Annotated in this window: 22 protein-coding genes, 1 tRNA gene and 1 pseudogene; 12 read left to right on the top strand and 12 right to left on the bottom strand. The window is 38.7% G+C overall.

Annotation, left to right across the window (positions count from 1 at the left end):
- Positions 1-15: 15 nt before the first annotated feature.
- From ACK8HY_RS07800 to ACK8HY_RS07780, 5 genes are all read right to left on the bottom strand, one after another.
- Positions 16-330: a hypothetical protein gene (locus ACK8HY_RS07800; RefSeq protein ID WP_077432580.1), complete on the bottom strand. Its 315-nt coding sequence runs from the start codon at positions 328-330 to the stop codon at positions 16-18.
- A gap of 346 nt (positions 331-676) precedes the next feature.
- Positions 677-1684 (bottom strand): alpha/beta fold hydrolase, encoded by a 1008-nt coding sequence (locus ACK8HY_RS07795; protein ID WP_416133290.1) that lies wholly within the window; start codon positions 1682-1684, stop codon positions 677-679.
- Between the two features lie 26 nt (positions 1685-1710).
- A complete protein-coding gene (locus tag ACK8HY_RS07790) occupies positions 1711-2766 on the bottom strand; it encodes an L-dopachrome tautomerase-related protein (RefSeq protein ID WP_416133289.1) in 1056 nt (351 codons plus the stop codon).
- Between the two features lie 243 nt (positions 2767-3009).
- The gene (locus tag ACK8HY_RS07785; RefSeq protein WP_416133288.1) at positions 3010-3675 is read right to left on the bottom strand and encodes an alpha/beta hydrolase; all 666 of its coding nucleotides are present in this window, start codon (positions 3673-3675) and stop codon (positions 3010-3012) included.
- A gap of 226 nt (positions 3676-3901) precedes the next feature.
- Positions 3902-4966 (bottom strand): NADH:flavin oxidoreductase, encoded by a 1065-nt coding sequence (locus ACK8HY_RS07780; RefSeq protein WP_416133287.1) that lies wholly within the window; start codon positions 4964-4966, stop codon positions 3902-3904.
- Between the two features lie 111 nt (positions 4967-5077).
- Here ACK8HY_RS07780 and ACK8HY_RS07775 point away from each other — a divergent pair, with 111 nt between their 5' ends.
- From ACK8HY_RS07775 to ACK8HY_RS07745, 7 genes are all read left to right on the top strand, one after another.
- Positions 5078-5419: a winged helix-turn-helix transcriptional regulator gene (locus tag ACK8HY_RS07775; RefSeq protein ID WP_416133286.1), complete on the top strand. Its 342-nt coding sequence runs from the start codon at positions 5078-5080 to the stop codon at positions 5417-5419.
- A 104-nt stretch (positions 5420-5523) separates the two neighbouring features.
- Positions 5524-6117 (top strand): RNA polymerase sigma factor, encoded by a 594-nt coding sequence (locus ACK8HY_RS07770; RefSeq protein WP_416133285.1) that lies wholly within the window; start codon positions 5524-5526, stop codon positions 6115-6117.
- Between the two features lie 99 nt (positions 6118-6216).
- Positions 6217-7359, top strand: a complete 1143-nt coding sequence (locus tag ACK8HY_RS07765; RefSeq protein WP_416133284.1) for a FecR family protein — start codon at positions 6217-6219, stop codon at positions 7357-7359.
- A gap of 90 nt (positions 7360-7449) precedes the next feature.
- The gene (locus ACK8HY_RS07760) at positions 7450-11112 is read left to right on the top strand and encodes a SusC/RagA family TonB-linked outer membrane protein (protein ID WP_416133283.1); all 3663 of its coding nucleotides are present in this window, start codon (positions 7450-7452) and stop codon (positions 11110-11112) included.
- A gap of 12 nt (positions 11113-11124) precedes the next feature.
- Complete coding sequence (locus tag ACK8HY_RS07755) at positions 11125-12573, top strand: RagB/SusD family nutrient uptake outer membrane protein (RefSeq protein WP_416133282.1); 1449 nt, start codon at positions 11125-11127, stop codon at positions 12571-12573.
- 76 nt (positions 12574-12649) lie between these two features.
- On the top strand, positions 12650-13840 hold the full coding sequence (locus ACK8HY_RS07750; RefSeq protein WP_416133281.1) for a thioredoxin family protein: 1191 nt from the start codon (positions 12650-12652) through the stop codon (positions 13838-13840).
- Positions 13841-13848: 8 nt separating this feature from the next.
- A complete protein-coding gene (locus tag ACK8HY_RS07745) occupies positions 13849-14997 on the top strand; it encodes a TlpA family protein disulfide reductase (protein WP_077432589.1) in 1149 nt (382 codons plus the stop codon).
- Positions 14998-15154: 157 nt separating this feature from the next.
- Here the strand turns inward: ACK8HY_RS07745 and ACK8HY_RS07740 are convergent, their stop codons facing one another.
- The 5 genes and pseudogenes from ACK8HY_RS07740 to ACK8HY_RS07720 all read right to left on the bottom strand — a co-directional run.
- Entirely contained in the window at positions 15155-15685 is a 531-nt protein-coding gene (locus ACK8HY_RS07740) for an NADPH-dependent FMN reductase (RefSeq protein ID WP_416133280.1), read from the bottom strand.
- A 247-nt stretch (positions 15686-15932) separates the two neighbouring features.
- Positions 15933-16469, bottom strand: coding sequence for a GNAT family N-acetyltransferase (locus ACK8HY_RS07735; protein WP_416133279.1), 537 nt, complete (start codon positions 16467-16469; stop codon positions 15933-15935).
- An 81-nt stretch (positions 16470-16550) separates the two neighbouring features.
- A complete protein-coding gene (locus ACK8HY_RS07730) occupies positions 16551-16928 on the bottom strand; it encodes a hypothetical protein (protein WP_416133278.1) in 378 nt (125 codons plus the stop codon).
- Between the two features lie 156 nt (positions 16929-17084).
- Positions 17085-18017 (bottom strand): hypothetical protein, encoded by a 933-nt coding sequence (locus ACK8HY_RS07725; RefSeq protein ID WP_416133277.1) that lies wholly within the window; start codon positions 18015-18017, stop codon positions 17085-17087.
- A 95-nt stretch (positions 18018-18112) separates the two neighbouring features.
- Positions 18113-18268: pseudogene (locus tag ACK8HY_RS07720) on the bottom strand (NUDIX domain-containing protein); the annotation flags it as partial.
- 388 nt (positions 18269-18656) lie between these two features.
- On the opposite strand from ACK8HY_RS07720, the gene ACK8HY_RS07715 reads away from it, so the two are divergent.
- Both ACK8HY_RS07715 and ACK8HY_RS07710 read left to right on the top strand, forming a co-directional pair.
- Positions 18657-18730 (top strand) — tRNA-Ile (locus tag ACK8HY_RS07715).
- Positions 18731-19168: 438 nt separating this feature from the next.
- Entirely contained in the window at positions 19169-19465 is a 297-nt protein-coding gene (locus ACK8HY_RS07710; RefSeq protein ID WP_416133276.1) for a hypothetical protein, read from the top strand.
- Between the two features lie 98 nt (positions 19466-19563).
- Here the strand turns inward: ACK8HY_RS07710 and ACK8HY_RS07705 are convergent, their stop codons facing one another.
- Both ACK8HY_RS07705 and ACK8HY_RS07700 read right to left on the bottom strand, forming a co-directional pair.
- Positions 19564-20175 (bottom strand): hypothetical protein, encoded by a 612-nt coding sequence (locus ACK8HY_RS07705; protein WP_416133275.1) that lies wholly within the window; start codon positions 20173-20175, stop codon positions 19564-19566.
- 133 nt (positions 20176-20308) lie between these two features.
- Positions 20309-20707 (bottom strand): hypothetical protein, encoded by a 399-nt coding sequence (locus ACK8HY_RS07700; protein ID WP_077432597.1) that lies wholly within the window; start codon positions 20705-20707, stop codon positions 20309-20311.
- A gap of 335 nt (positions 20708-21042) precedes the next feature.
- On the opposite strand from ACK8HY_RS07700, the gene ACK8HY_RS07695 reads away from it, so the two are divergent.
- The 3 genes from ACK8HY_RS07695 (at position 21043) to ACK8HY_RS07685 (ending at position 24291) form a co-directional block, all read left to right on the top strand.
- The gene (locus ACK8HY_RS07695) at positions 21043-22218 is read left to right on the top strand and encodes a hypothetical protein (protein WP_416133274.1); all 1176 of its coding nucleotides are present in this window, start codon (positions 21043-21045) and stop codon (positions 22216-22218) included.
- A gap of 265 nt (positions 22219-22483) precedes the next feature.
- On the top strand, positions 22484-23182 hold the full coding sequence (locus ACK8HY_RS07690; RefSeq protein ID WP_416133273.1) for an RNA ligase family protein: 699 nt from the start codon (positions 22484-22486) through the stop codon (positions 23180-23182).
- Positions 23182-24291, top strand: a complete 1110-nt coding sequence (locus ACK8HY_RS07685; RefSeq protein WP_416133272.1) for an AAA family ATPase — start codon at positions 23182-23184, stop codon at positions 24289-24291. The genes ACK8HY_RS07690 and ACK8HY_RS07685 overlap by 1 nt, the downstream gene beginning before the upstream one ends.
- Positions 24292-24383 lie beyond the last annotated feature (92 nt).

Genomic DNA, 24383 nt, shown 5'->3' with positions numbered 1-24383 from the left:
TCTGTCGGACTGTAATTAAACAATTAACTTGCTTATGATCGCATTCCCTAATTTACTTTTCATAAATAACGCAATCTGTTGGAGCAATTCAGGGCTGACTTCTGGTACTCTTTCCAGATCCCGGATATACCATTTTTGAATCATTGGATAATGCTTCAGAGCTGGATCAAATTTTACCACTTCAGCTCTGGATGATCTACCTTCGGGATCGTAATACGACCAAAGTACAATAAAGATTGTATGAGGATCTTCATCCGGATAGGGTGTATGAAAGCGAACAATATCGCCAACATGTAATTCCTTATTGTCATATCCTTTTGCCTGTTCCATAAAGACCTTGTCTAAAATTGATATTCAAATATACTAAAAATATTAGTTTTGTAAAATTTTATTGATTTTTTTTGCTAAATATATTGATGGTCGAAATCAGGGCGCTTTGCCTTCTTTTCTATCGGTGAAGAATAAATGATAAAAGGGATTTTGATTAGCGGTTTGCTGGCTAATTTCTTTTTTTGAGCTAAACGCAGTTTATACACTTCTTATTTTTCGTAGAACGTAGACATACCATAGCATTAAGTGGATGAAAAGTAATGTGAAGCAGGAATAATTGTTATTATTCAACAATAATATACTAGAGCTCTTTTTGCGGAGCTCTTAGACGGAAGAGATAATAGTATCAGTCTTTCAGAAACGAAATAAGAGGTTTGATAAATCGGTCGAACGCTTCAATATGGGGCAGGTGTCCGACGTTATCAAGTTCAACGAGTTTTGATCCTTTAATTTTTTGCTGAGTTTCCTTTCCCAAATACTGATACAGACCCATTTTTGCGGCTACTTTAGGATCTTTTACATTGGCTTTACCGATCGCAGTTCTATCTCGCGTGCCAATGATAAGAAGGGTGGGGGTTTTTATATGTTGAAATTCATAAACAACAGGTTGGGTAAAGATCATGTCTGATGTCTTTGCATTTACCATAGCGACGATGGAATAATCCTTAGCTTTTGTCCACCCCGTAAGCAGGTATACCCACTCGTCATATTCCGGCTTCCATTTGTTGTCGTAATAGAAACTACTTTGGTATTTTTTTGCAGATTCATATCCAGCTTTTAATTCCGTTTGAAAATTTTGATCGATGGAAGTATAAGGAGCGACAAGTTTCCAGTCTTCCAGCCCAATGGGATTTTCTAATACAAGTTTTTCTACAGTTTCGGGATACATTAATGTAAACCTCGTTGCGAGCACACCACCCATAGAGTGGCCAAGTAAGGCGACCCTATTAAGTCCCAATCTGTCTAAAAGCAATTTTGTATTTTGGGCTAGCTGCTGAAAAGTAAACTGATAAGCTGTGGGTTTCGAAGATTTGCCAAATCCAATCTGATCAGGTATTATAACGCGATACCCAGCCGAGTTTAGCGCCTGAATGGTTGTTTTCCAGTACGCACCATTGAAATTTTTGCCATGGAGTAGTAAAACGATGTGACCATTTGGTTGCTGCGAGCTGACATCCATATACGCCATTTTTATTTTTTCACCCTGACTGTTTAAATTCAAGTAATGTACTTCATATGGATATTGATAATTATTGAGCATAATATCCAGTACAGGGCGATCTGTTTGCGCGTTTGATAACGAATAGACGAGGCTGAGCAGTACTAGTGCGAACTGTTTTATCGATGACTTCATGTACGTTTTTTTTTAAGTAAACATCATCACTTTGGCAACTTTATTTTATAAACCTGATAGGGTAATTCAACCCAGTCTATGCCATTATTCCATTGCGCATCTCTGGATAGTTGTGCGCATGAAAAGTAAAGATAACCATTACCATCTATACCCAAAGAATCCGGCCATAGCAATCTGGGGTCCTGTGTCAAGAGATGAATTTGTCCATCAGGACTCAGGTATTTGATACTGTAATCCATTGAGGTTGTCAGATAAATGTTGCCGTTCCGATCCGCAAGCAAGCCATGTGTAACGCCTACATTTCCCATATTTTCTACTTTGTCTTGCAGGGCTGATTGGGATAGTGTATCATCCGCAAGGTACTTTGTAGCGATGCGGTATAAGTGCTTTTTATTAATTGGCTTAAAATAGAAGTAATTGAAGTCATGACTTAGCGCTATTCCGTTAACGTGAGAAAGAAAAGGTTTACCGTCCTTATAGCGCATGTCTATGCCGGAATAGGAGATGACAACTTCCGGATCAGCTAATGTGAAGAAACTTTTTTCCAGTACTTTTCTACTATTTCCCGATTGAAGGTCAAGAACAATTATTGCGGCCTGACCAGGATCGGAAAGATAGGCTAGATTCCTTTTGAGGTCAATGCGCACGTCGTTCAACCCTGATTTCGCTTTGTCTAGATCGTCAAATGTATAGATACGTGTTATCTGATTATTTTTTGTATTGATTTTAAGGAGTTTGAATTGTCCGGTGGAAGCAGCACCATCCGGGCCAAAAATAGACCCAGAGGTTGATGGTTTAGAGTCTAATACCCATAAGTTGTCTTGTGCATCCACAAAGATGTCCTGAACGTTTACAAAATGCGAGCTTTCGTCCCCCGAGCTATTCCATGCTTCATTGGGATAAGGGATGCTTTTACCATCAATGATTTCAGTAAGGGCGTATCGATAATCTTTGTTTTGTTTAGGAAATGATACGAATAATCTATTTGTCGAAGTTGCGCTGACGCCTATGGGACGGTATGGTCCAAAAGATGCCGCGACTTCCAGTTTCGGATCCAGCGCGAGTTTATGTTGTGCTTGCATTGTAGAGCATAATAGATGAACGAATAGGAAATAAAATAAAAGTCTTTTGAACATACTTGGTATTTATTTGAGATCTGATGACCGCGCTGAATGAATTGTGAAAACCAATATTCTATTTTATAACTTCTTTTTTACTGTTATTGTTTAATAGGATTATATATAATGGAGGAGGATAGCGCTGTTAGTTCAGATAGAATGGATTCGTGGTGCAAGGAATGATAGATCGTCACTGATTAGATAAAGCTATGAATGCTTTGGATCTTTCAGTAATATCTTCTGTAAGAGCGTTTCGATTTCTTTTGCATGTGTGATAGTCATAAAATGACCAGCTCCTTGAATAACGAAAGTGGGGATCAGATTTCTAATGGGGATAATGCGGTCTTTGCTGCCATGGATATGGATCAAGTTGTTGGGGATAGCCCTGTTTTTCCAATTGAGGATTTGATTAATCGCCCAAGACAGAAATTTAGTATCCGTATCTCGAAGTATTTGTTTCAGTAACTTTTGATCTTCTTTTGAGCTAACACCAAAGAAATAATTTGATAAAATATGATGTGATTTTAGAATTGGAGCAGGAACAAATTTATGGAACTTTAGTGTCGCGATAAGTTTATAAAGTTTAGGAAGTTCGTTATCATCTTTTGCAGATGCGAGTAAAATAACTTGTCTTACATCGATCATTTTAGCTATTTCCATGGCAACCATCCCTCCAAAAGATAAACCAATAAGAACGGGGCTTTTTGTCGTAATTTTAGTCGATAATCGTCGCGCATAGCATGAAATTGATTCGGTTGAAACCGGGGCGATCCATTCCAGGTAGGTAACTTTTAGGTCCTTAAAATTTATTTTGTTGAATACTCTTCGGTCGACACCTAATCCACTAATTATATAAACATGTGCATCGGACATGATGATAGGTTTAAATACATTTTGGCTGCAAGTTATTAATAATGCCTCTATATCCAAAGGCGATTAATATTTAGGTTATGGAACTTCCTAAGACTTCTTAAAAACAAGATACCCAAATACGAGTGGATATCTTGTTTTATGTATAAAGTTTAATAACAGTCTTTTATGTGTTTTTATCTTATGGCTGTTGATAGGGGTCATCAAAATACTTAGATCATTGATATGATTAAGACAAAGTTGCTAAGCTTTTGGCCTCAAAGACAGATAAGTCTTCAAATTGCTCTGCTTGAACTTTTTTTACCCAATTTGGATCTTGTAAGATAGCCCGGCCTACTGCGACCAAATCAAAGTCCCCTCTTTCGTATCGACGTACCAATTCGTCTAGTGAAGCTGGAGATGACTTAAATTCTGAATTTGTAAATACTTCGCCAAAATCTTTATCAAGTCCTACTGAACCCACCGTTATTGTCGGTTGACCGGAGACCTTTTTCAGCCACCCGGCGAAATTTAAATCACTGCCCTCAAATTCTGGCTCCCAATAGCGTCGTTGACTTCCATGAAAAATATCCACGCCCGCGTCGGCTAATGGTAAGATCCAATCTTCCATCAGCTTTGGGGTAGGGGCTAATCTCGCAGTGTAATCTTGCTGTTTCCATTGTGATAGTCTGATGATAATTACAAAATCGGGTCCCACTGCTTTTCGCATTGCTTTCACCACTTCAACTGCAAATCTGGAACGCTCTTTTATCGTTTTACCACCGAATTCATCTGATCTGTGGTTCATCCCTTCCCAAAAAAATTGATCAATCAAATAACCATGTGCTGCGTGTATTTCAAAGGCATCGAAACCTAGCTCTTTTGCAGATTTTGCTGCATCAGCATACGCTTGAATCGTATTTTCTATATCGGCCAAAGTCATTGTGTCGGGACTTTCAAAAGCTGCGGGCGGAGTCCACTGCATGGGGGTATACCCTACATGCCATAGTTGAGGTGCTATTTTACCTCCTTTTGCGTGGACAGCATCTAGAATGTTCTTCCAACCGTTTAAAGCTTGGTCTCCATAAAAATTTGGAATGTCCTTTAAGTTTTTTGACGCTGGCCTTTCGATGACAGTTCCTTCAGTTAGAATCAAACCAACGTCTCCTGCTGCCCGTCGTTCATAATAACCTGTAACGACATCTCCAGGGACCCCGTCAGTAGAAAATGCTCGTGTCATGGGTGCCATGACGAAACGGTTTTTTAATACAAGATTTTTGTATTGGAACGGACTGAATAGTGTTTGTATGCTCATTTTTTTATATCATTTGCGAGTTTCTTTACAAAGATATTTTAAATAGTGTATTTTTGTAACTATTGATAGTATAAAGTAGTTACCTTTGCGTAACTATCAAATGTTTTGGCAATGAAAAGAACTGATTTTAAGAATTGTTCATGCGCGATGCAACGCTCTATGGGAATTTTGGGAACAAGATGGAAGCCCATTATTATATACACACTAAGAGATCGGAAAGCCCGATTTGGGCAACTTGATGCATTGATCGAAAATATTTCAAGAAAGGTGCTGACTTCCTCATTAAAAGAATTGGAGGAAGATGGAATTATTTTGAGAGAAGAATTTAAAGAATTACCTCCTCGGGTAGAATACGCTTTGACTGAAAAAGGCAAGGCACTTATTCCAATTATGTGCGAGTTGGCGAAATGGAATGAGGAATATTATGAGGAGCCCGCACCGTTAGAATTATAAGAAATAGCAAGTAATTTATACCCTTTTGGATATATAACTTACAGAAAATGAAATTTTAAACTCATACGGTTCATAATTATTTAAAATTTAAGTAATATTGAAATGTGAAAAACAAGGTAAATCAAGGACGCAATAAACAGGATTTCATCGAATCTTTTCGTGAAGGTGAAAGGGAAGGTTTAAAGTTCTTGTACAAAACCTTTTATAGTCCAATGTGTTATTTTCTCGAAAAAATGAGCTTGGATAAAGTTATTATCGAGGAAATTGTCCAAGATGTCTTTTTAAAGTTATGGGAAAGGCGGGACGATTTTAATCATTTTGAGTCGATCCGGAGTTTTTTATATACCAGTTGTAGAAATGCCGCACTTAATCGGATTCAACAACATAAGAGATCACAAGAGCTTGCTGATAATTACAGCACACAGATCGATTTGATAGACTTGCCAATCAGCCATCAAATGATCTATCTGGAAACGCTACGTGAGGTTCACGGGGCAATAGAGACCTTGCCAGAACAATGTCGAAATGTAATATACAAGCTGGTCGTTGAAGATTTAAGTCCTCATGAAGTTGCGGTTTCCTTAGGTATTACCACAAGTACGGTATACAATCAAAAGAAAAGAGGAATTGAACTTCTGAGACAAAGGCTTAGGCCTGATCAGTTTTTTTGTCTACTCTTACTTCTTCTTTATTATTAAGTTGTAAATTATAGATTTGATTTTCAATTGGATACAAGGATATTCTCCATCTCTTTAGAGAAACGAAATCGAAATATTGTTTTAAGTATATAAAACAATATGGAGCATACAACCGAACATATTATCTATTTATTGAGTAAGTCAAAGCTTGAGGTATTAAGTGACGACGAACAATTACAGTTAGATTCTTGGCGCCTCAATGCGGTTTCGAACCAGGATGTATATGATATGTTGGACAACAAGGAGTTATTGGTTAAAGATTTGAAGGGCTTGTCTGCCTATGATTGGGAAACTTCCTTTGAGATTTTTGAACAGGAGCATCTAGGTACTCCAAAAACTATTTCCCCTTACTGGAGGATTTGGTTGTATGGAATCGCTGCTATTCTAATTGGTGCATTCACATTGTTTTTCACCCATTATCTGACCGATTCCGGCTATCAAGACAGTCCAGACGTCAAAATTCTTCCAGCCAGGATTGCAGGAACAATCTATCTGAAAAATGGTGATTCGATCGCAATTTCACCTAAAGATACGGTGTTATCTTTCACTTCTCTACCTGCTCGTGAGGCTAAAGAAAATGATAGCTTGCTTATTTCAACACCTAAAGGTGGTAAAATGGCCGTGCTCTTGCCGGATGGAACCAAAGTTTGGATGAATGCCGAAACGCAATTGGATTACTACGAAATAGATAGTCTCAGACAAGTTCGATTAGTCGGTGAAGCTTACTTTGAAGTAGCAAAGAAATATTCTCCTTCAGGAGAACAACCAAAATTGAAACCATTTATTGTTCAGACCGGCGATATTCACGTGACGGTATTAGGCACCCATTTTAATGTTAAGGCAAATCGAAATTTAACTGATTTTAAGACCACATTATACGAAGGAAAAGTAAGGGTTCAGCAGGGAGAAAGACAGCTTATTTTATCTCCGGGAGAAGAGGCATATATGAATACGGGACGCATTGAACGCAGAGTTATAGATACTGAAATAGGCAATCCACTAAAAGATGGTTATTTTATATTCAACTCGGAACGGCTGTCAGTCATTATGGCGGATATTTCTGCTTGGTATAATGTCAACGTGATTTACCTGGATCATGAGATAAAGTCGGAAAAATTTGAGGGGATGCTGTCACGCAATAGCCGTTTAAAAGATATTATCAATGTATTAGAGAGTACAGGAAAAGTCAATTTTAAATTTAAAGAAAATACGATTTATGTAGATAAAAAACGATCTAAATGAAAAGACGAAGCCCTAGACGCTTGCAACAAATAGGGCTTCTGGTCAAGCAATGCTAACTGTAACTGAATTTTATTTCTTAACCTAAAACAAATGTATAAAAATTATGCAGAAGTTTGTCGTGCCCTACACGGACAAACGGAAATTATGAAAAACAGCGATCGGACGGACTTTTGGGGAAGGTCGCATTGGAGGGGAAACATTATGCGTATATCGCTTACAACCATTATGATGTCCTGTTGCCTGCTTCATGTTGGAGCTAAAACTTACGGACAAAGTGTATCTATTCATGAAAAATCTGTTTCGTTGAGAAAGGTTTTTTCGACGATCAATAAACAGACGGGCTATTCCTATGTATGGGCGGCGAAAACGATTGATCCCGATACGAAAGTTAATCTGAACATCGAAAAAGGCACATTGAATGGAACACTCGAAAAATTATTGAATGATCTGAATCTTAGTTTTGAAATTAAGGGGAAGATCATCGTTGTACATGAAAAAGCCGAAAATGCAGCAAGTATATCTAGATACACTGGTTTATCAGATCAAAAAATACTGATCAGGGGATTTATTGTTGATGATAATGATCGTCCATTACAAGGTGCAACCATTCGTGTTAAAGGTGTACCGCAGGGTACGACTACAGATCAAAATGGGTATTTTGAAATCGGTAACGTCAGTACAAAGAATTTGTTAGAGATTACAATGGTCGGATTTTCGCCACTTTCACTACCTGTAAAACCTGATCTTGGAACAATTCGGCTACATGTAATAGATGCGCAATTGCAGGAAGTTAATGTCACTGTAAATACCGGGTATCAAAAAATCAATAAAGAGCGGGCTGCAGGTTCCTTCGCACAAGTGACGGCGAAAGATATGGAGGGACGATTGCAACCCAATCTTTTGGATCGGATTGATGGATTGCTTCCTGGTCTAAATTTGGTTCGTAATACCTCCAGCCCGCAAAATGAAAGAAATAATCTCGGTATCGAAGTCCGTGGACGTTCAACTATCAATGCTCAGGCCGCCCCATTAATTGTTGTGGATGGTATGCCTTATGAAGGTGACCTCACTGCGATCAATCCCAATGATATTGCGTCTATCACTGTTTTAAAAGATGCTTCGGCAGCTTCAATCTATGGTGTACGTTCATCCAACGGTGTTATCGTGATCACAACAAAGATCGGTACTGCAGGTAAAACCAAGGTTGATTATAGCAATACCTTGTCCTTCCGTGGCCTCCCGAGCCGGAAGTATCTCAATCAGATGAGCAGTTCGGAACTGGTCGATTTTCAGAAACAGATGTTCAATTATAGATCAGGTGACTATGCAGCGATTGATCCCCGAAAAGCAATGAACGACGTTTACCGAATTCTTTATAACCACAAAGGTGGAGTGATCTCTGAAGAGGAAATGGAGAAGCAGTTGGACGTCTATCGTAATCGTGACCGATTTACCCAAATGAAGGAATTTCTGAACACAACCCGATTTGATCAACAGCATAATTTGGCGATTTCTGGTGGATCAGATCGTTACACTTATCACTACTCGCTTAATTATACACAACCAGGAGACTATAACAAAGGAAGGGCAACGAATAAGGAGCTGGGATTCAGCCTTAAAAATAATTTTAAGGTGACTGACTGGTTCAATTTTAGAGCCAACATCTTGGGAAAAAACCAAAACAGGGAAGGCGATATCGGCTTTAATTTCTATGATAACTATATCGGTTTTAATGAAAAATATGTGGGGACAAAAGCTTCCTATTTCTTATTGCGTAACGAAGATGGATCACCTGCGCAATGGTATGGATCCAAATCTCAATTTGAGATAGACCGATTAAACAGGTTAGGTTTGGAAGATGAAACTTATATCCCGTTGAACCATGTTTCAGCTGTGCATGAAAAGTTCTATAATAAGTATATCAATTTCAATTTTGCGGCTAACTTTAAAATCATTAAAGGATTGGATTTTGATCTATCTTACCAAAACGAACGAACCGAAGGGTATAAGGGTACAATCAATAGAAAGAATGCTCAATCGGTTGCTGGCATGGTCAATGATGCCACACAAATTGGAACAGACGGTGTAATCAAGCGCAATATTCCGCAAGGCGGACAATTCTTGGAGCAGCGTAATGATGTCAATAGCTATACCATCCGTGGTCAATTCAACTATCAGAATAATATTAGGGATAAACATGAGATCGCCGCAATCGCGGGTGCAGAACGGAGACAGGTTCACAATCGTTATACCAATATTTTTAAATATGGTTATGATGAGAGTAGCTTGGCCTTTAAAGGAATTAACGAAGAATTGTTTGGTATAATGATTCCAAATACTCAGGCACTGTTCAACAGTTATACTATTTCCAGAAATAAAGATGAAGGCTTCCGTGATGCCATTGATAGATTCGTCTCTTTTTATGCGAACGGATCGTATACATATAGCAAAAAACTGACCTTAAGTGGAAGCATACGGGTGGATCAATCCAATCTTTTCGGTACAGATATCAAAAATCAATACAAACCTTTATGGTCGATTGGCGCACTGTATCAATTGCCAAAATTAAATTGGGAACCATTGGACCGTTGGGCAATACGAATGACCTATGGGGTGAACGGAAATGTGCCAAAAGATAACGGACCATATTTGATCTCGAGAGTAAGTAAATCTGTTAATCCGTATAATGGCGAATTACAGGCTACAATTGATTCACCTCCAAATCCATTATTGCGTTGGGAACGCACATCGGTATGGAATGCTGGTCTGGATTTTTCCCTATTTAAAAATAGACTTTCAGGAAGTATCGATTTTTACAACAAAAAAACGAGAGACTTATTGGGTAATACCTCCTTAGATCCAACATTAGGCTGGGACCTTGTACTACTCAATTACGGCAATATGCAGAATAGGGGTGTTGAATTGGGGCTTAATGGCAAAATTATTCAACATGAACAATTTAGTTGGAACAGTACCCTGAATTTCAGTTATAATAAAAATGAGATCACGAATCTCTTTGTACAGCAAAATACACCTTACTATTATTACTATATGCCTCAAAATCGTGTTGGGGTGCCGATGGGAAGTTTGTATAGTATCGATTACGCGGGCTTGAACGATAAAGGGAGACCTTTGGCAAGAAAGGCGGACGGGAGCCTAGTCGAAAGTACGCAGCAACTGACAGTCGACGATCTCATTTACGAGGGAACGACAATACCTCCGTATAGTGTTTCTTTTAGAAATGGATTTAAATACAAAGACTTTACACTGTCTTTTATGTTTATTTACAACGGTGGACATGTAATGCGCGGCGTTCACCCAGAGTTCCTGAGTAAATATGCAGAGCTAAACTATAACAGTAATTTCGATAAGCTTTGGTTGAATTATTGGAAACAACCTGGCGATGAAAATAATCCTGATATTGCCCCTGCTTTTATCTCTGCCGCATCCGGTAATATATCGGATATCTATAATGCTGCACATAAATTTGTACAAAAAGCAGACTACATCAAGTTGAGGGATATTTCCCTGTCTTATAATTTCCCAAGCAAATGGATAGCACCGACCAAACTAAGTTATATCCGATTGACTGGGCAGGTATTGAACGCCTGGCGTTGGGCCGCTAACAAGGAAAATTTGGATCCAGAGGCCTGGGTAGGTTATACAATCGCGACGAGTACAAATATGTCAGGACCTAGCCGTGGAGTGACAGCTCCGGTGATTTATAACTTAGGTGTTTCTGTAGGATTTTAAAAAGAAGATATCATGAAAAAAATATACATAGGATTGCTATTTGGCTTAATGACATTGAGTAGCTGTAATAAATACTTAGATATAAAACCTAAGGGATTTACTATTCCAGAAAATCTTAATGATTATAAATTATTATTAAACGATCAAGGACTAATTAATGCGTCCCCGGTTTACCCGAATTACCTAACCGATAATCTACAGTCCGGTGATCCGCAAGATGTGCAGTCTGCTGCTAGTTTTGATTACTATGATTATGTCAAGAAGCAGCTTTATAGGTTTGCTCATGGTGCAATATTTGAAGATGGCCAAACTGATCATTATTGGGAGACAGCTTATGGCCATATCTTTACATACAATGTGATTATCAATAATGTACTGGGAGCGACAGATGGTTCGGAAACTGAGAAAAGAAGGGTCTGGGCCGAAGCAAAGATCGGCCGAGCATTTGAATATCTGAGTTTAGTCAATATGTATGCTGCTCATTATAATCCAGCCACTGCAGCCAAGGATTTGGGTGTACCTTTGGTCATAAAGGAGGATATCAATCAAAAATATGAGCGGGTATCCGTACAGGCCATTTATGATCTTGTGCTTGGCGATCTCCAGGATGCACTGCCGCATTTGAGTACTGCACAGTCAAATAAATCTCAAGCAGTACGTTCTGTCGGATTTTCTTTCCTAAGCCGTATGTATCTTTATCAGGGTAAATTCAAGGAGGCATTGGAAAATGCCAAACAGGCGCTGGCTCTGAATAAAAACCTGATCAACTACAATCTCTATACGAATAAAGACAAAACAACTTGGGGACGTGTCTGTCTAAAGAGCAATAATTCGGTACAATTTCCTGATGCTAGAACAAACGTAGAGTCTGTTTGGGTCCGTTCGGGAACAAGTTCATTGGGGCGACAAAATGCGGAGTTTTATGCCTCGAAGGAACTGATAGATAATTATGCAAAAGACCTTCCGGCCGGAGCAAATGACAAGCGCTATGAATTATTTTTCTGTCGCGATCAAGCTTCCTTTGGACCTAATTTAGTGAAGTTTCCAGGACGTGTACTATACGCGCCTTATGTTGATTTTAGTACCGGATTTAATACACCTGAATTATTTTTGATCGCAGCAGAAGCAGCGGCACGTACTGGAAATACTGTGGAAGCTTTAGATTTCTTGAATACATTAAGAAATAGCCGAATTGAAAATAACAAGGCATTGACAACAAGTGATCCGAAAGTCGCCCTACAGTTGGCGCTTGATGAAAGACGACGCGAAATGCCATTTATGGCTTCTGATAGATTGATTGACCTGAAACGTTTGTTTATTGTCGACAATTATAAGAAATCAATCAAGCATCCACTGGCAGGTCAAGTTTTTGAAATGGAATCGACAGATCCTAGAATGATCCTTCCTGTTCCGCCAAAGGTACTTTCCTTAAATCCAGGAATTCCACAGTACGAACGGTAAAACATAATTCTTTTACTACCCAATCTTTGCCTTTGATGGCAAAGGTCGGGTAGACATTTTTAAAAAAAATTCTTTCATGAAGAGATTATTATTAACCTCACTAGCCTTTGTCCAGTCTATGATATTGCTGGCACAGGATCATATACAGTTCCAAAAGTTAACATTCAGTGAGGCAAAAGAATTGGCAAAAAAAGAAAATAAACTGATCTTTTTAGACGGTTTTACTTCCTGGTGCGCTCCCTGTAAGTGGATGGAAGGTAATGTATTTTCGCAGCCTGAAGTCGCCGCCTATTTTAATACACGATTTATTAATACCAAATTTGATTGTGAAGTGGGGGAAGGAGTGGAGATTGCAAAAAATTACCAGATAAAAAGCTTTCCCACCTATTTGTTTCTAGACGGAAAGGGGACATTGATTTATAGGACGCAGTCCCGTATGGAAGCCGATCTTTTCCTAAAGCAGGCCCAACAGGCGAATGATCCCGACTATCAGATTCCTAATCTACGAAAACAGTATGATCAGGGACTTCGTGAATCCAACTTTCTGCTACGTTACATCAAAGTGATGGAACAGACGGATAGTAAAGCCGCAAATAATGCTAAAAAAACGCTAGACAGTGTCGCTACGGATGAGTTTTTACTTAGCCCAAATGGCTGGGAAACGATTAAAATGATGGCACAAAGCTATGAGGATCGCTATGGTAAATTTTTTGAATCCAATAAGTCTTATTTTAAAAGTGTCGCTTTGGCAGCTGAATTTGAAAATAAAGAAACACAACTCCTGAGGTATGCGATGTATGGTTATATCCGTGATAACAAAGCTGAAGAATTCAGGAAAGGGCTCGCCTATTTTGAACAGTCAAATAAATCGGAGCACAAGATTGATGCGGCGATGTATCAGGTTGAATGGACCGTAGCCCATGGCACCGAAAAAGAATTTGTTTCGTTGACCGACCACTTACGAAAGGGGCTATTAAAAGAAGAGGATGAGAAGCTGAGTTTTATCGCCCGACGGAATGCCAACGTAAAGGGAGATGCTGCTAAGCCCAGTATCTTAAAACAATGTTACATTCTGGCAAAACAGGCAGTGGAGATGAACCCTTCGAGCTACTCCAATCAAGGTACCCTAGCAGATATCTGTATTGCATTGAAGAAAAAGAAGGAAGCGATCAAAGCGGCGGAAGCAGCAAGAGGCTTAGCGGAACTGGAGACCTCGAAAATCATTAAACTGGCTGATGCGTTATTGGAGCGAGCCAAATCACTTTAACGAACAACATGAAAAAAATATTAATTTCGGCTCTTTTGAGCTTTTCTATGATTGGGATTTCGGTGGGACAAACACAAGATTTTCAATTGTCTATCAACGGGCGAACAGCCCCTTCAGAGGCCAAAATATTTGTCCGCTACTTTGTTGGTCAAAAATTAAAAATAGATTCTGTTAGTTTAACATCTTCAAGTGTCACTTATAGCGGGAAAATTGAAGAACCTACACAGATTATATTATTTTATTCTAAAGATGGCACTTCCTTTTTCAATAGAAAGGGAGGACCTATGCAACGTCTTACCTTCTACGCGGATCCTCTTGATCCCAATACAGAGATTACTATTCAAGATCCTTTTGAATCATCTCTTGTAAAGGGGGGACAATTGCAGGTTGCTTTCCGGAAATATCAGGAATATTTATATCCCTACGAAAAGCAATTGATTAAACAGCAATCCATACGTGCTGATTTATATCAGGATAAAAATAAAAATGAGGCGGCAATGAAGCAGGTATCAGCAGAAATTGAGAAAATAGAAGAATTGCGTATCCAGGCACAGCGCAAATTCATTGCTGAAAATCCGGACAATTATTTTAGCTTATTGTCGCTTCAGGAAGTTGCTCGCTATAGCAATGATGTCAGTCTTATTGAACCGCTCTTTTTCAAATTAGCTACTAACTTGAGAAAAACGGCAATAGGGGAGAAACTGGAAAGAGAAATTTTACTAGCCAAAAAATTAAGTGTTGGACAGCCTGCACCCGAATTTGAACAGACAACAGCCGATGGTAGATCGCTCAAGTTATCTGACTTCCGGGGTAAATATGTATTACTGGACTTTTGGGCTTCTTGGTGCGGTCCCTGTCGCGCCGAAAATCCACATTTGGTTAAAATATATAAACAATTTCAAGGGCCAGCTTTTGAGATATTAGGTATATCACTTGATAAGCCAGGAAAGAAGGATAATTGGATAAAAGCCATCGAACAAGATGGATTAAAATGGCCACAGGTGTCCGATTTAAAGGGCTGGCAAAATAGCGCAGCTCAGTTATATGGTATCCAGGCAATTCCGCAAAATTATCTGATATCACCAGAAGGGAAGATTGTAGGTGTCAATTTAAAGGGCAAACAGCTAACAGAAAAACTAGCTGAATTAATCAGATAAAATTTTCAAGAAGGTAATTACTATTTGTAATTACCTTTTTTGTCTCCATCATCCAGATCTGATCCGCTCACGGAGATTTTCTTTTTATATAGTGTTTGCTGTAAATAGGAAAAGTGAATTACTCGAGTAAGGCATCTTAACCTATTATAGGAAATGATTAGGACAATTGTTTCTTAAAGTTGTCTATTTTTTCGTTAAGTGTGCTAAGATGCTCGGGGTTGATGACACCGTTGTTGAGATCAAAATTCTCATAGAATTTTGGTAGGGAAAAGCTCTCTTTGATGATAGCACCGAATTGTGGGAAAAATTTTAGAGCTTCGGCCATTACATTTCCGCCACCATAGCCCCCTGGAGAGGTGGTCATTAATAACATTGGTTTGTCCTGAAATACTTTTACATTTATTCGGGAAGCCCAGTCGAAAACATTTTTAAACGCAGCACTATACGAGCGATTATTCTCTGCTAAGGAACAGATAATAAAATCGCTTTCGGCAATATTATCCAGAAACCGATGCGCCTCCCTAGGAAAACCATTTTTTTCCAGGTCGACAGAAAAAATAGGCATGTTATAATCGTTTAAATCGATCAGATTGACCTCATGGTCACTAAAGCTTTTTAGAACAAACTTGACTAATTGTTTATTGATCGATGTGGAAGAATTGCTTCCGGCAAATGCAAATACTTTCATGTTGTACTTTCTGTGATTGTCTATATTTAAATTTACCGAATTTTTCGATAAAAATAAACTCAGTTTCATTGTTTAGCAAGCGTCTGATCCGCTAGGGGATCACAATAAATCTCCGTGTAAAAATAAAGGGAATAGCGTTATTTCCAATATCCTGCCCATACGAATTGGTCTTAGCTGAAAAGAATAAGGTCTGGTTATAGGTGAAATTGTATAGAAACCCGCCGGCTATAGTGGGCGATAGGTAATATTAGTCAATATCTTCTTTAAAAATCGAATACATTGGGATATCATAATATTTTCCATTTTTCTTGAGATGCTGCTTCAGCAACGCCTCTTTTTTCATACCTATCTTGCCCAGGACTTTTCCTGAGGCCGGATTGTATTGGAAATAGGTAGCAAAGATCTTATTGAAATTCAATTCCCGGAATCCATAATCAATAATCGCTTTTGCGGCTTCAGTGACATAGCCCTTATTCCAGTTTGGAATCCCCATCCAATAGCCTAATTCTGCTTTATCCGAGCCTTCATCGTGAAGACCGATTGCCCCAAGTAATTTCCCTTTTTTATCCCGTATGGCAAAGGTAAATCCTTTACGGTTTTTAAAAGCTTCGGCGGACAGTTTAAGCCAAAACTCGGCATCTTCCTTGCGATAGGGGTATGGGATATTTGACGTATGATCAGAAAAGACCTTGTCCTGGAGATATGCTACTATCTGTGGGATATCATCCATTGTTATTTTGTCGAGAATAAGTCTTTCTGTTTCTAATTTTGGAAAGTCATTCATCTTTTGGTTGTTATAAAGTGATTGTGAACAATTGAACTGAGATCACTCAGCTAAAAATAATTAAGATGCTGATTCACTTTTCTATTGCTGTTGGTTTTCTATCAATTCAATATGTCCTTCAATAAGCAATAAATAGAAGTTTTCAAAACAGTCCTGATATATTTTGTGTTCGAGAAGTTTTATCTCCTCAGTAATGCGTTCCCTGCTTGTACCGGCGTAACTAAATTCGGGATTTGCTCCCATGATTTCTTTTTGGCATGAAAAACTTTGCAACTGTTTATACAGCTCGTTCAGATCCGCGATATCTTCACTACGATGGTATGAAGGATGAAACCATACCCAAAATTCCGATTGATTTTTATAGGGGTGCGGTAGTAATTGAACAGAGGTGTCCCTAAATAAATCTCCAGGATGCTTTTTATAACGAAAATGGGTTACAGTGGCCTTTATACTATTCATACGGTTAATTTGAGTGAATATCTAAAAATATATTCGAGAATAAAGCGTATAAAATTAAATATCGTTAAAATTATTTAATAATAAAAATTTATAATGATTTACGCGTTTTCTGTTCCCTTTTTCAGATTCTTATATCGACTTGGCTTATGTTCGATCTTATTTCGTTGTGAGCTGTTCATCAATCCATTGACTGAGTACCGTCCGTTCTCCATAACGAGAATAAAAGTATTGACCATTTGCGGTAGCCTCAATTACCCAATTGTCATCGGCCTGCTGCTCTTTATAGCCTTGTATTGTATAGTAAGGAGTGTATGCCGATGGTCTACCGATGATTTCAAATTGAATAGGGCGTAATTGGCTCTGATCCCCGGATAGCAGTTTGTCAACTTTAGAAATCGCTGCAAACTGGTTTAAACCGTTCAGTATTTTCTCTTCGGCAACAGTGTATTGAAAGGGATATGGATAGTAAAGCTCTCCATAGTAGTAATCTTTTGTTGAAGTTGGTTTTTTACGGCCATGCACCTTTTCCCCTTTTCGGTTGATTAGATAGTGTTTACCCTTGTTATCGGTAGGGGATACTGTCCAGTGCTCACCTCCGGGTTCATAGACCTTGGTCACAGCCCCTTCATAAAATGCGGCATAACCGTAGTTGAACATTTTTGCAAAGCCTGTTTTAGCTTCCGTGAGAATGGTATTGTTTAGGTCTACATAGCCCACCTTGCCATTAGATACATAACGGCGGATGCCCTCTTGCCAATAATCGGGACCGTTATCATAAAGAAACGGGGTATATATAAAATTACCCGTTCTATCGTATACACGGCCTACGGCTTGATTAGGATTCATCGGGTCGGTTGTCGTATCCGGATAGGCATAGAAGAATTCGATAAAAGCGCTCGTTATGGGTTCTTCTAAATCGTAGTAGCCGATCATTGGGAACTGCAATGGGATAATGACCTTTCCCGATACTGCACGTACACCCACCAAACTGCTATCCGCATTGGTAAAGTAATAAAGTTGTTCCTGCGAAAATGACTTAAGGGACAATACTAAGGTTATAAATATAAATAAAGGTTTGATTGTATCCATTATAAATACGAACTATAAAATTAACGTTCCTATATCATACTTTTGCTCGTTGTCAATCAATGAGTTTTAAATCATATAGCTTTTCCAATAACACCCTATACACGTCCGTCAGCCACTGCTTTAAAAATACCAAAAAACTGAATGGAATTGTCTACAATATCCACATTTAATTCCTCAGGTATCTCTCTCTTCAAGCAGGCTAAATCAGTTTCACCCTGTTCTCTTTTTCCGCCGGGAAAGTACAGTTTCTCTTTGGACTTTGAACGGGTACTTAAATTTTCTTATCAGAAATATGAATTAATGCGACTTTATCAATGATATTATTGCTCATCTGTTTTATTTAAAGATCGAATATAACAAAAATGCGATAAACAAGGCTATTTCGATGCGTCCATGCTATGGAGTTATCCTTCGAATTTTTAGAGGATTTAATTCACTAGTTAAACATTGAATAATGAGTGGTTTCACGATAACTTTCGATTTAGAAAATCTGTTAAACAGATTGATTAATAGGATATATCGTCTTCGTGGGGATTTTAATGAAGTCGTCGATTAATTAAAGCTGGATTTTGATGTTTTACTTTTATTTTAAATTGATTTTATATCTTTGCGAACTCTTCAAAATGTAAGTTTGAAAATGCTCCTATAGCTCAGTTGGTTAGAGTAGAAGACTCATAATCTTTTGGTCCCTGGTTCGAGCCCAGGTGGGCGCACCTCTTTTTCCTACATCCTAAATACAATAAATTAATTTTTGCACCCTCTCCTTTTTCTGATATAATTCAACAACAATAAAATCAATTGTATCATTTTTTGCGATTAAGCTTTAGCGAGCGAAAGATATTACACGTTTATAAGCAGCCCAAATTAGCCATAAATTCTATAAGTTGTAAGGTATCGAATAATCTGTGCCCGAATTTTAAATAAAAGCAGCTATAGCTTAGTATAATTTAAATTACCTAACTTAGTTATCAATCTTGGTTGCAAGGTTCGGAACATTCCCTAGCGAACTAGAAAAATGAACCGGCTTTGAACCACTTGCCCCCGATTTTCGGGGGCTTGTTTTTTTAAAGTATTGAAACGTGTAAATTTGAATGAGACCGAGAGTAGCAAGTTGGTGTGGTCTGTACAGGAATAGAGACAAAAAACAAACAATGATAAAATTCTTTAAAGCTAAGGGTACTCTCTTTTTTATCCTTGGGATATTAGGCTTTGTTGGCGTAGCGGCCGCTGTGATCGTGTTGGCTACGGGACATTCTGCCCCTGATAAATTAATGGCTATGTATATCGCGATGTTTGGTTTGGTTCCGATCCTGTTGCTACTCGGTATCGATAGGATCTGCGTATGGAAATTTGGTGTAGCCAAAGTCAATAAAGCAGAACAGTATATCTTCGGAATCCTTATTTTGCTTTTTGTGTTGAACTGGATCCGTCTGCAGTTACAGTCTTAGATGCTATTGATCGCATACCATGCTAAAAACTATGATGCCCATTCATAAGAAAGAATTGTCTACGCAGGGAATTGAGATCTACAATGTTTTGATCGCCGTTAATCCCGTTGGGTCGCCTTTGCTAAAATGTGGGTAATAAGCCGGTCAAACTCAGCCTGTGAATCAACAAGGTATGCCTGCTGATAATGGTCAATGCGGTACTTGATATTCATACGTATATCTTGTTCACTATGTGTCGAGATAACAATGACATATTTATTATGAAGGTCTATCTGCTCCAGCATATTGTTCACCGAAAAGTTTTTACCACTACCGAAGAATAGTATGTCTGCTTGGGCAGCAGCTTTGAATAGGTTGGTATCGTTGAGCAAAGTAAGCCGATCGTTCCCTTGGATCAAGGCTGAATAAATATCGGTCAACCAGAAATAAGGCTGCCAAAGGCAAACGCTGTAAGATTTTTTGAAGTTAAGGGGAATCCTCTCATTTAAACTGGTACTTTGTTCGTTCTGCACCGGAGGGTAGAGGGCTTTACCAACTGTTAAAGGTCGGTCTGATAGCCGTGTAAGACTCCTGGCGATATTAGCTCGATGTGTATTATAGTGCAGAGCCATATTGAAATGTTGGTCAATGGTATTATGGGTATATAATTTTCGTGGCCAAATAAATAGTGTATTAAATCGTGTTCTGATTTTGTCGTACAATCTTTTCATTTCATTATAAATTGATGTCAGGAAATTTCTGAAGTGGATTTCCGGTTTATTTTCTCAAAAAAATAAACCGGAAATTGGTGTTAAAGGTGCTTATCTGGTTCGTCCATCATTGGACATATAATCGTTCAGTAATTTACATACTTACTTTATAGCGAATATTGATTGCGAGCTGCCCTACGAAGGCTGTTTTTCTATTGCTTTGGCTATTTAATTCCGCCATTGTTTCAGCACCATTGATTACGATATCCTTCAGGTCGGGCTGATCATCTTTTGAAGCGGTTTCTTTGAAAAACTGAACCGGCTGCCCGAGCTCGTAACTATTTGCAATCGCTTGGCTCAAAGTTTTTTGTAGGTCATCGGGCATTGTCATCAGTTGAAATTTTTGACTGGTGGTCAAAGCGAAATTTGCGGCCATCCAAGAAAGAAAATTTTCACGAATAGCACTTACTTCGACCGCCAGTAAACTTTCGGGTAATGACAAGATCCTGAATTGCACTTTGGCTACACCATGGTTGTTGAATTGTTGTTTCATTATTTAAATTTATTATATTACAATATCTCAATCTTTGCTTATAAATTGTTTGGTTTTTGTTTAAAAATATGATAACACGACAGTGAAATGTAGGTTATTGGCCAATTACGCCTGTATCATACATGGATTCATTCTCTAAAATAATAAATATCATTCGCTTATTAACATACTTCAGGCACGAATAGAGTTATGCTTTTGTTATTTTTTTATAAATATTATCGTGTACGTGAGGTTTTATTTTGCTGTTTTGATGTTGTTTTGTTATATTAGTATAGTTTTGTAATTGAATATTGCTAATTTATTATCCTAACCAGATATTATTTCGGAGAAAAGTCATGAAATCTATTATTTATTTTTTGAGTTCGCTGATGCTGTCTATTGTTTTTAATCTAAAGACAATATCGTTGCAAGGTTTTTTTGAACGGTCAGATCAGTTGAAATATTGGATTTTGGTTGTCATTATGCTCTGTGTCTTCTGGATTGGAGCGACAATAGTATCGTTAGTGCTTAACTTGCCCACCTACTGGAGCGTACCCTATATGCGTGAGCGACTAGGGGAGCAGGTCAAAAATATACCTGGGCTCGATGTTATCCTGCATTTTATCGCCTTCTTCTCACTTATATTGGTTTCTGTTTTTCCATTTATACTTTTGTATGTTGCCGTTATCTTTATTTACAGTCAGTCGTCAATAGAACGATCATTGCTTTTTGAACTACATATGCAGGTCTATGGAATACGTTATGCAACTATTTTTGTGTCATATAGTCTATTGGTCTATATGCGCGAAAACTGGTCGCTGCTTTATCACTCTGTCGGGCAGCGGCAAAATCTTGCTGTTATCTACAACCGACCTCTGATGCAGATCGTACACAATGTGGGAGCAGGAAAAGAATTGCCAACTCCACAGCCCTTGGTGACAAAAAGGAGACTTTTTATTAAAACAAGGCCAGCATTTGAACAGTTCGAACAAAATGCTGCAATCATTTCGCTGAAAGAAAAGCGGATGATAAAAGATGAAGGGATGAAGAGCAAAGAGCAATGCTATGGAATGGATATTAACAGCATCGACGTGTATTTACTAGGCGATCTATTAAATAAAAAAGGGGAGTTTGTCGAACAGATCAACCTGCAGCAGCTCCGATTTATAGACATTATCGCCGTATATACAACTGCGGAGACGAAATGTGTTATCCTGCGTAACGGAACTACATTGGATTGCTCGACAATCTTTGATCAGTTAAAGAAAATCGGTATGGACGAGTGGATTGTCAAAATATCAAAAAATTACGCAGTCAATATGTTCTTTGTCCAATATCCGATCAAACGTGTGGCAGATAACCTGAAGTTACAGCCCTTTATGACGAAAATGCTGTTGCAAAATATTCAAGAGGAGCAGCTTAATGAAATATTGAAAACCGGAAAAGGACTTAGGGGGCATAACGTGAAAATTTTCTTAAACAATCAGCATGACTACACACGTTCAGGTTGGGATGCACATATCCGAATATAGAGATAATATGGGCCCTGGGACAAAAGAATTTTTATAGGTTTCGGTATTTCCGTTATACTTATCGGTAGAGCGATTTTTTATTTTATGCAAAAATTATCTATTTTTGCCCCATTAGATCATAATTGTTATACATCTTTTAAAATATAAAGCCATGTAATGCTGTGCCAATATGCAGGGAAAAAGTAATCAGCTGGGATAGATGCCCAACTTGGTTGCTGCTATACCTGTGTTTTTAAATCAGTATTATTCACTTTAGTTTAAAAAAATGGAATCAACAAAATATGGTCGTACCTACCATTTCCCTTTTTCACCGGGAACCAGCAGTGACGATCGTTTTAATCATGAGTACTGGACGGATATACAATCCTTTTCACAGCTACTTTATACCGAAAAATTGGATGGCGAAAACAATTGCCTGTCCAAACGGGGCGTGTTTGCCCGATCTCATGCTGCTCCGACAACATCTCCATGGACAGCACAATTACGGGAACATTGGGGACGTATGAAAAATGATTTGGGTGACCTGGAGTTTTTTGGAGAAAACCTGTATGCGGTGCACTCTATCGAATATACCCAATTGGAGCACTATTATTTTGTGTTCGCTGCCCGTATCAAGGAGGTTTGGCTTTCTTGGGAGGAAGTTACCTTTTATGCTAGCTTATTTGACTTGCCAATGGTCCCCGTGTTGCGATCGGATAGGGTGCAAGATCTTACGGCGACTTTGTTAGAAGAAACTTTAAAACACCTGGCGCTTCAACCTTCGATCTTGGGGTCTATGGATCCGCGAACAGAAACTAACTGTACTTCAGAAGGTCTGGTCTGCCGCAATGCTGCCGCATATCCTGTCTCCGAATTTCAACATAATGTGTTTAAATATGTACGAAAAGGACATGTGCAGACGGATGAACACTGGACAAAATCTTGGAAAAGAACAAAACTCGTTTGGGAAAGGGGGACAAACTAATGGAATGGAAATTAACAGCAGATAAAGATTGGTTGCAACTGGAAAAACAATTTTCCTGGATAGCGGATATGCGGAATGTGCCACAGGATCCCATTCATCATGCGGAGGGAAATGTTGCTATTCACACCCAGCTTGTGCTTGAGCACTTGGAGCAATCCATTAAGTATATAGGCTTGAATAGCCAAAGGCAAGAAATCCTTTGGGCTGCGGCATTATTACATGATGTCGAAAAACGGTCTACGACCCTGATCGATGGACAAGGACGGGTCAGTTCTCCAAATCATGCAAGAAAAGGCGCACAGACGGCACGTGAAATATTGTTTCGCGATGTTGAAGCGCCCTTTACCCTACGGGAAGAAATTGTAGGTTTGGTTCGTTTTCATGGTTTGCCGCTCTGGCTTATGGACAAAGTTAACCCCATGCGTAGCGCGTTAGAGGCGTCTTTAAGGGTAAATATGGCGGAATTGAAACTTCTAGCTGAGGCTGACGCTAAAGGGCGAGTTTGTCAAGATCAAAGTAGCCTGCTCGATGAATTGGAGTTATTTGAACTGTATGCAAAAGAAATTGGTTGTTGGGAGTCTCCGCGACCATTTTCGACTCCAAATGCTCAATTTACTTATTTTAATAGTGAGGACGGTTATGTGGATTACATTCCTTTTGATAATTTTAGATCTAAGGTCATTATGCTATCCGGCTTACCAGGAATGGGAAAAGACCATTATATCGCTAATCACAACAGGGATGTACCCGTCATTAGCCTTGACGATATTCGTCGTCAACATCGTATCGATCCCACAGATAGAAAAAGGAACGGTTGGGTGGTCCAACAGGCGAAAGAACAGGCCAAGATGTACCTGCGTAAAGGCCAAGATTTCATATGGAATGCCACGAATATTACGGCCTTGATGCGTAAACAGTTGATCGACCTCTTTGTCAGCTATCAGGCTTATGTTGAGCTAGTCTATATCGAAAAACCGCACCGGCAATGGCGTGTTCAAAATCGAGATAGAGCCTATCCGTTACCAGATGCAGTTTTGGATAAAATGCTCCATAATTTGGAGGTGCCACAACAGACCGAGGCACACAGGCTGCGCTACATCGTTGAATAATCCATAACCTCAGGTTGCTTTTGGCGAATGCGCCAAAAATCTATTTAATAAATAGACAGTTTTGATAGAAATCATCAGCAAGTGAACGCTTA

Source organism: Sphingobacterium sp. NGMCC 1.201703, from assembly GCF_047784615.1.
Taxonomy (GTDB): Bacteria; Bacteroidota; Bacteroidia; order Sphingobacteriales; family Sphingobacteriaceae; genus Sphingobacterium.
This window is presented reverse-complemented; position numbering and strand designations above follow the sequence as displayed.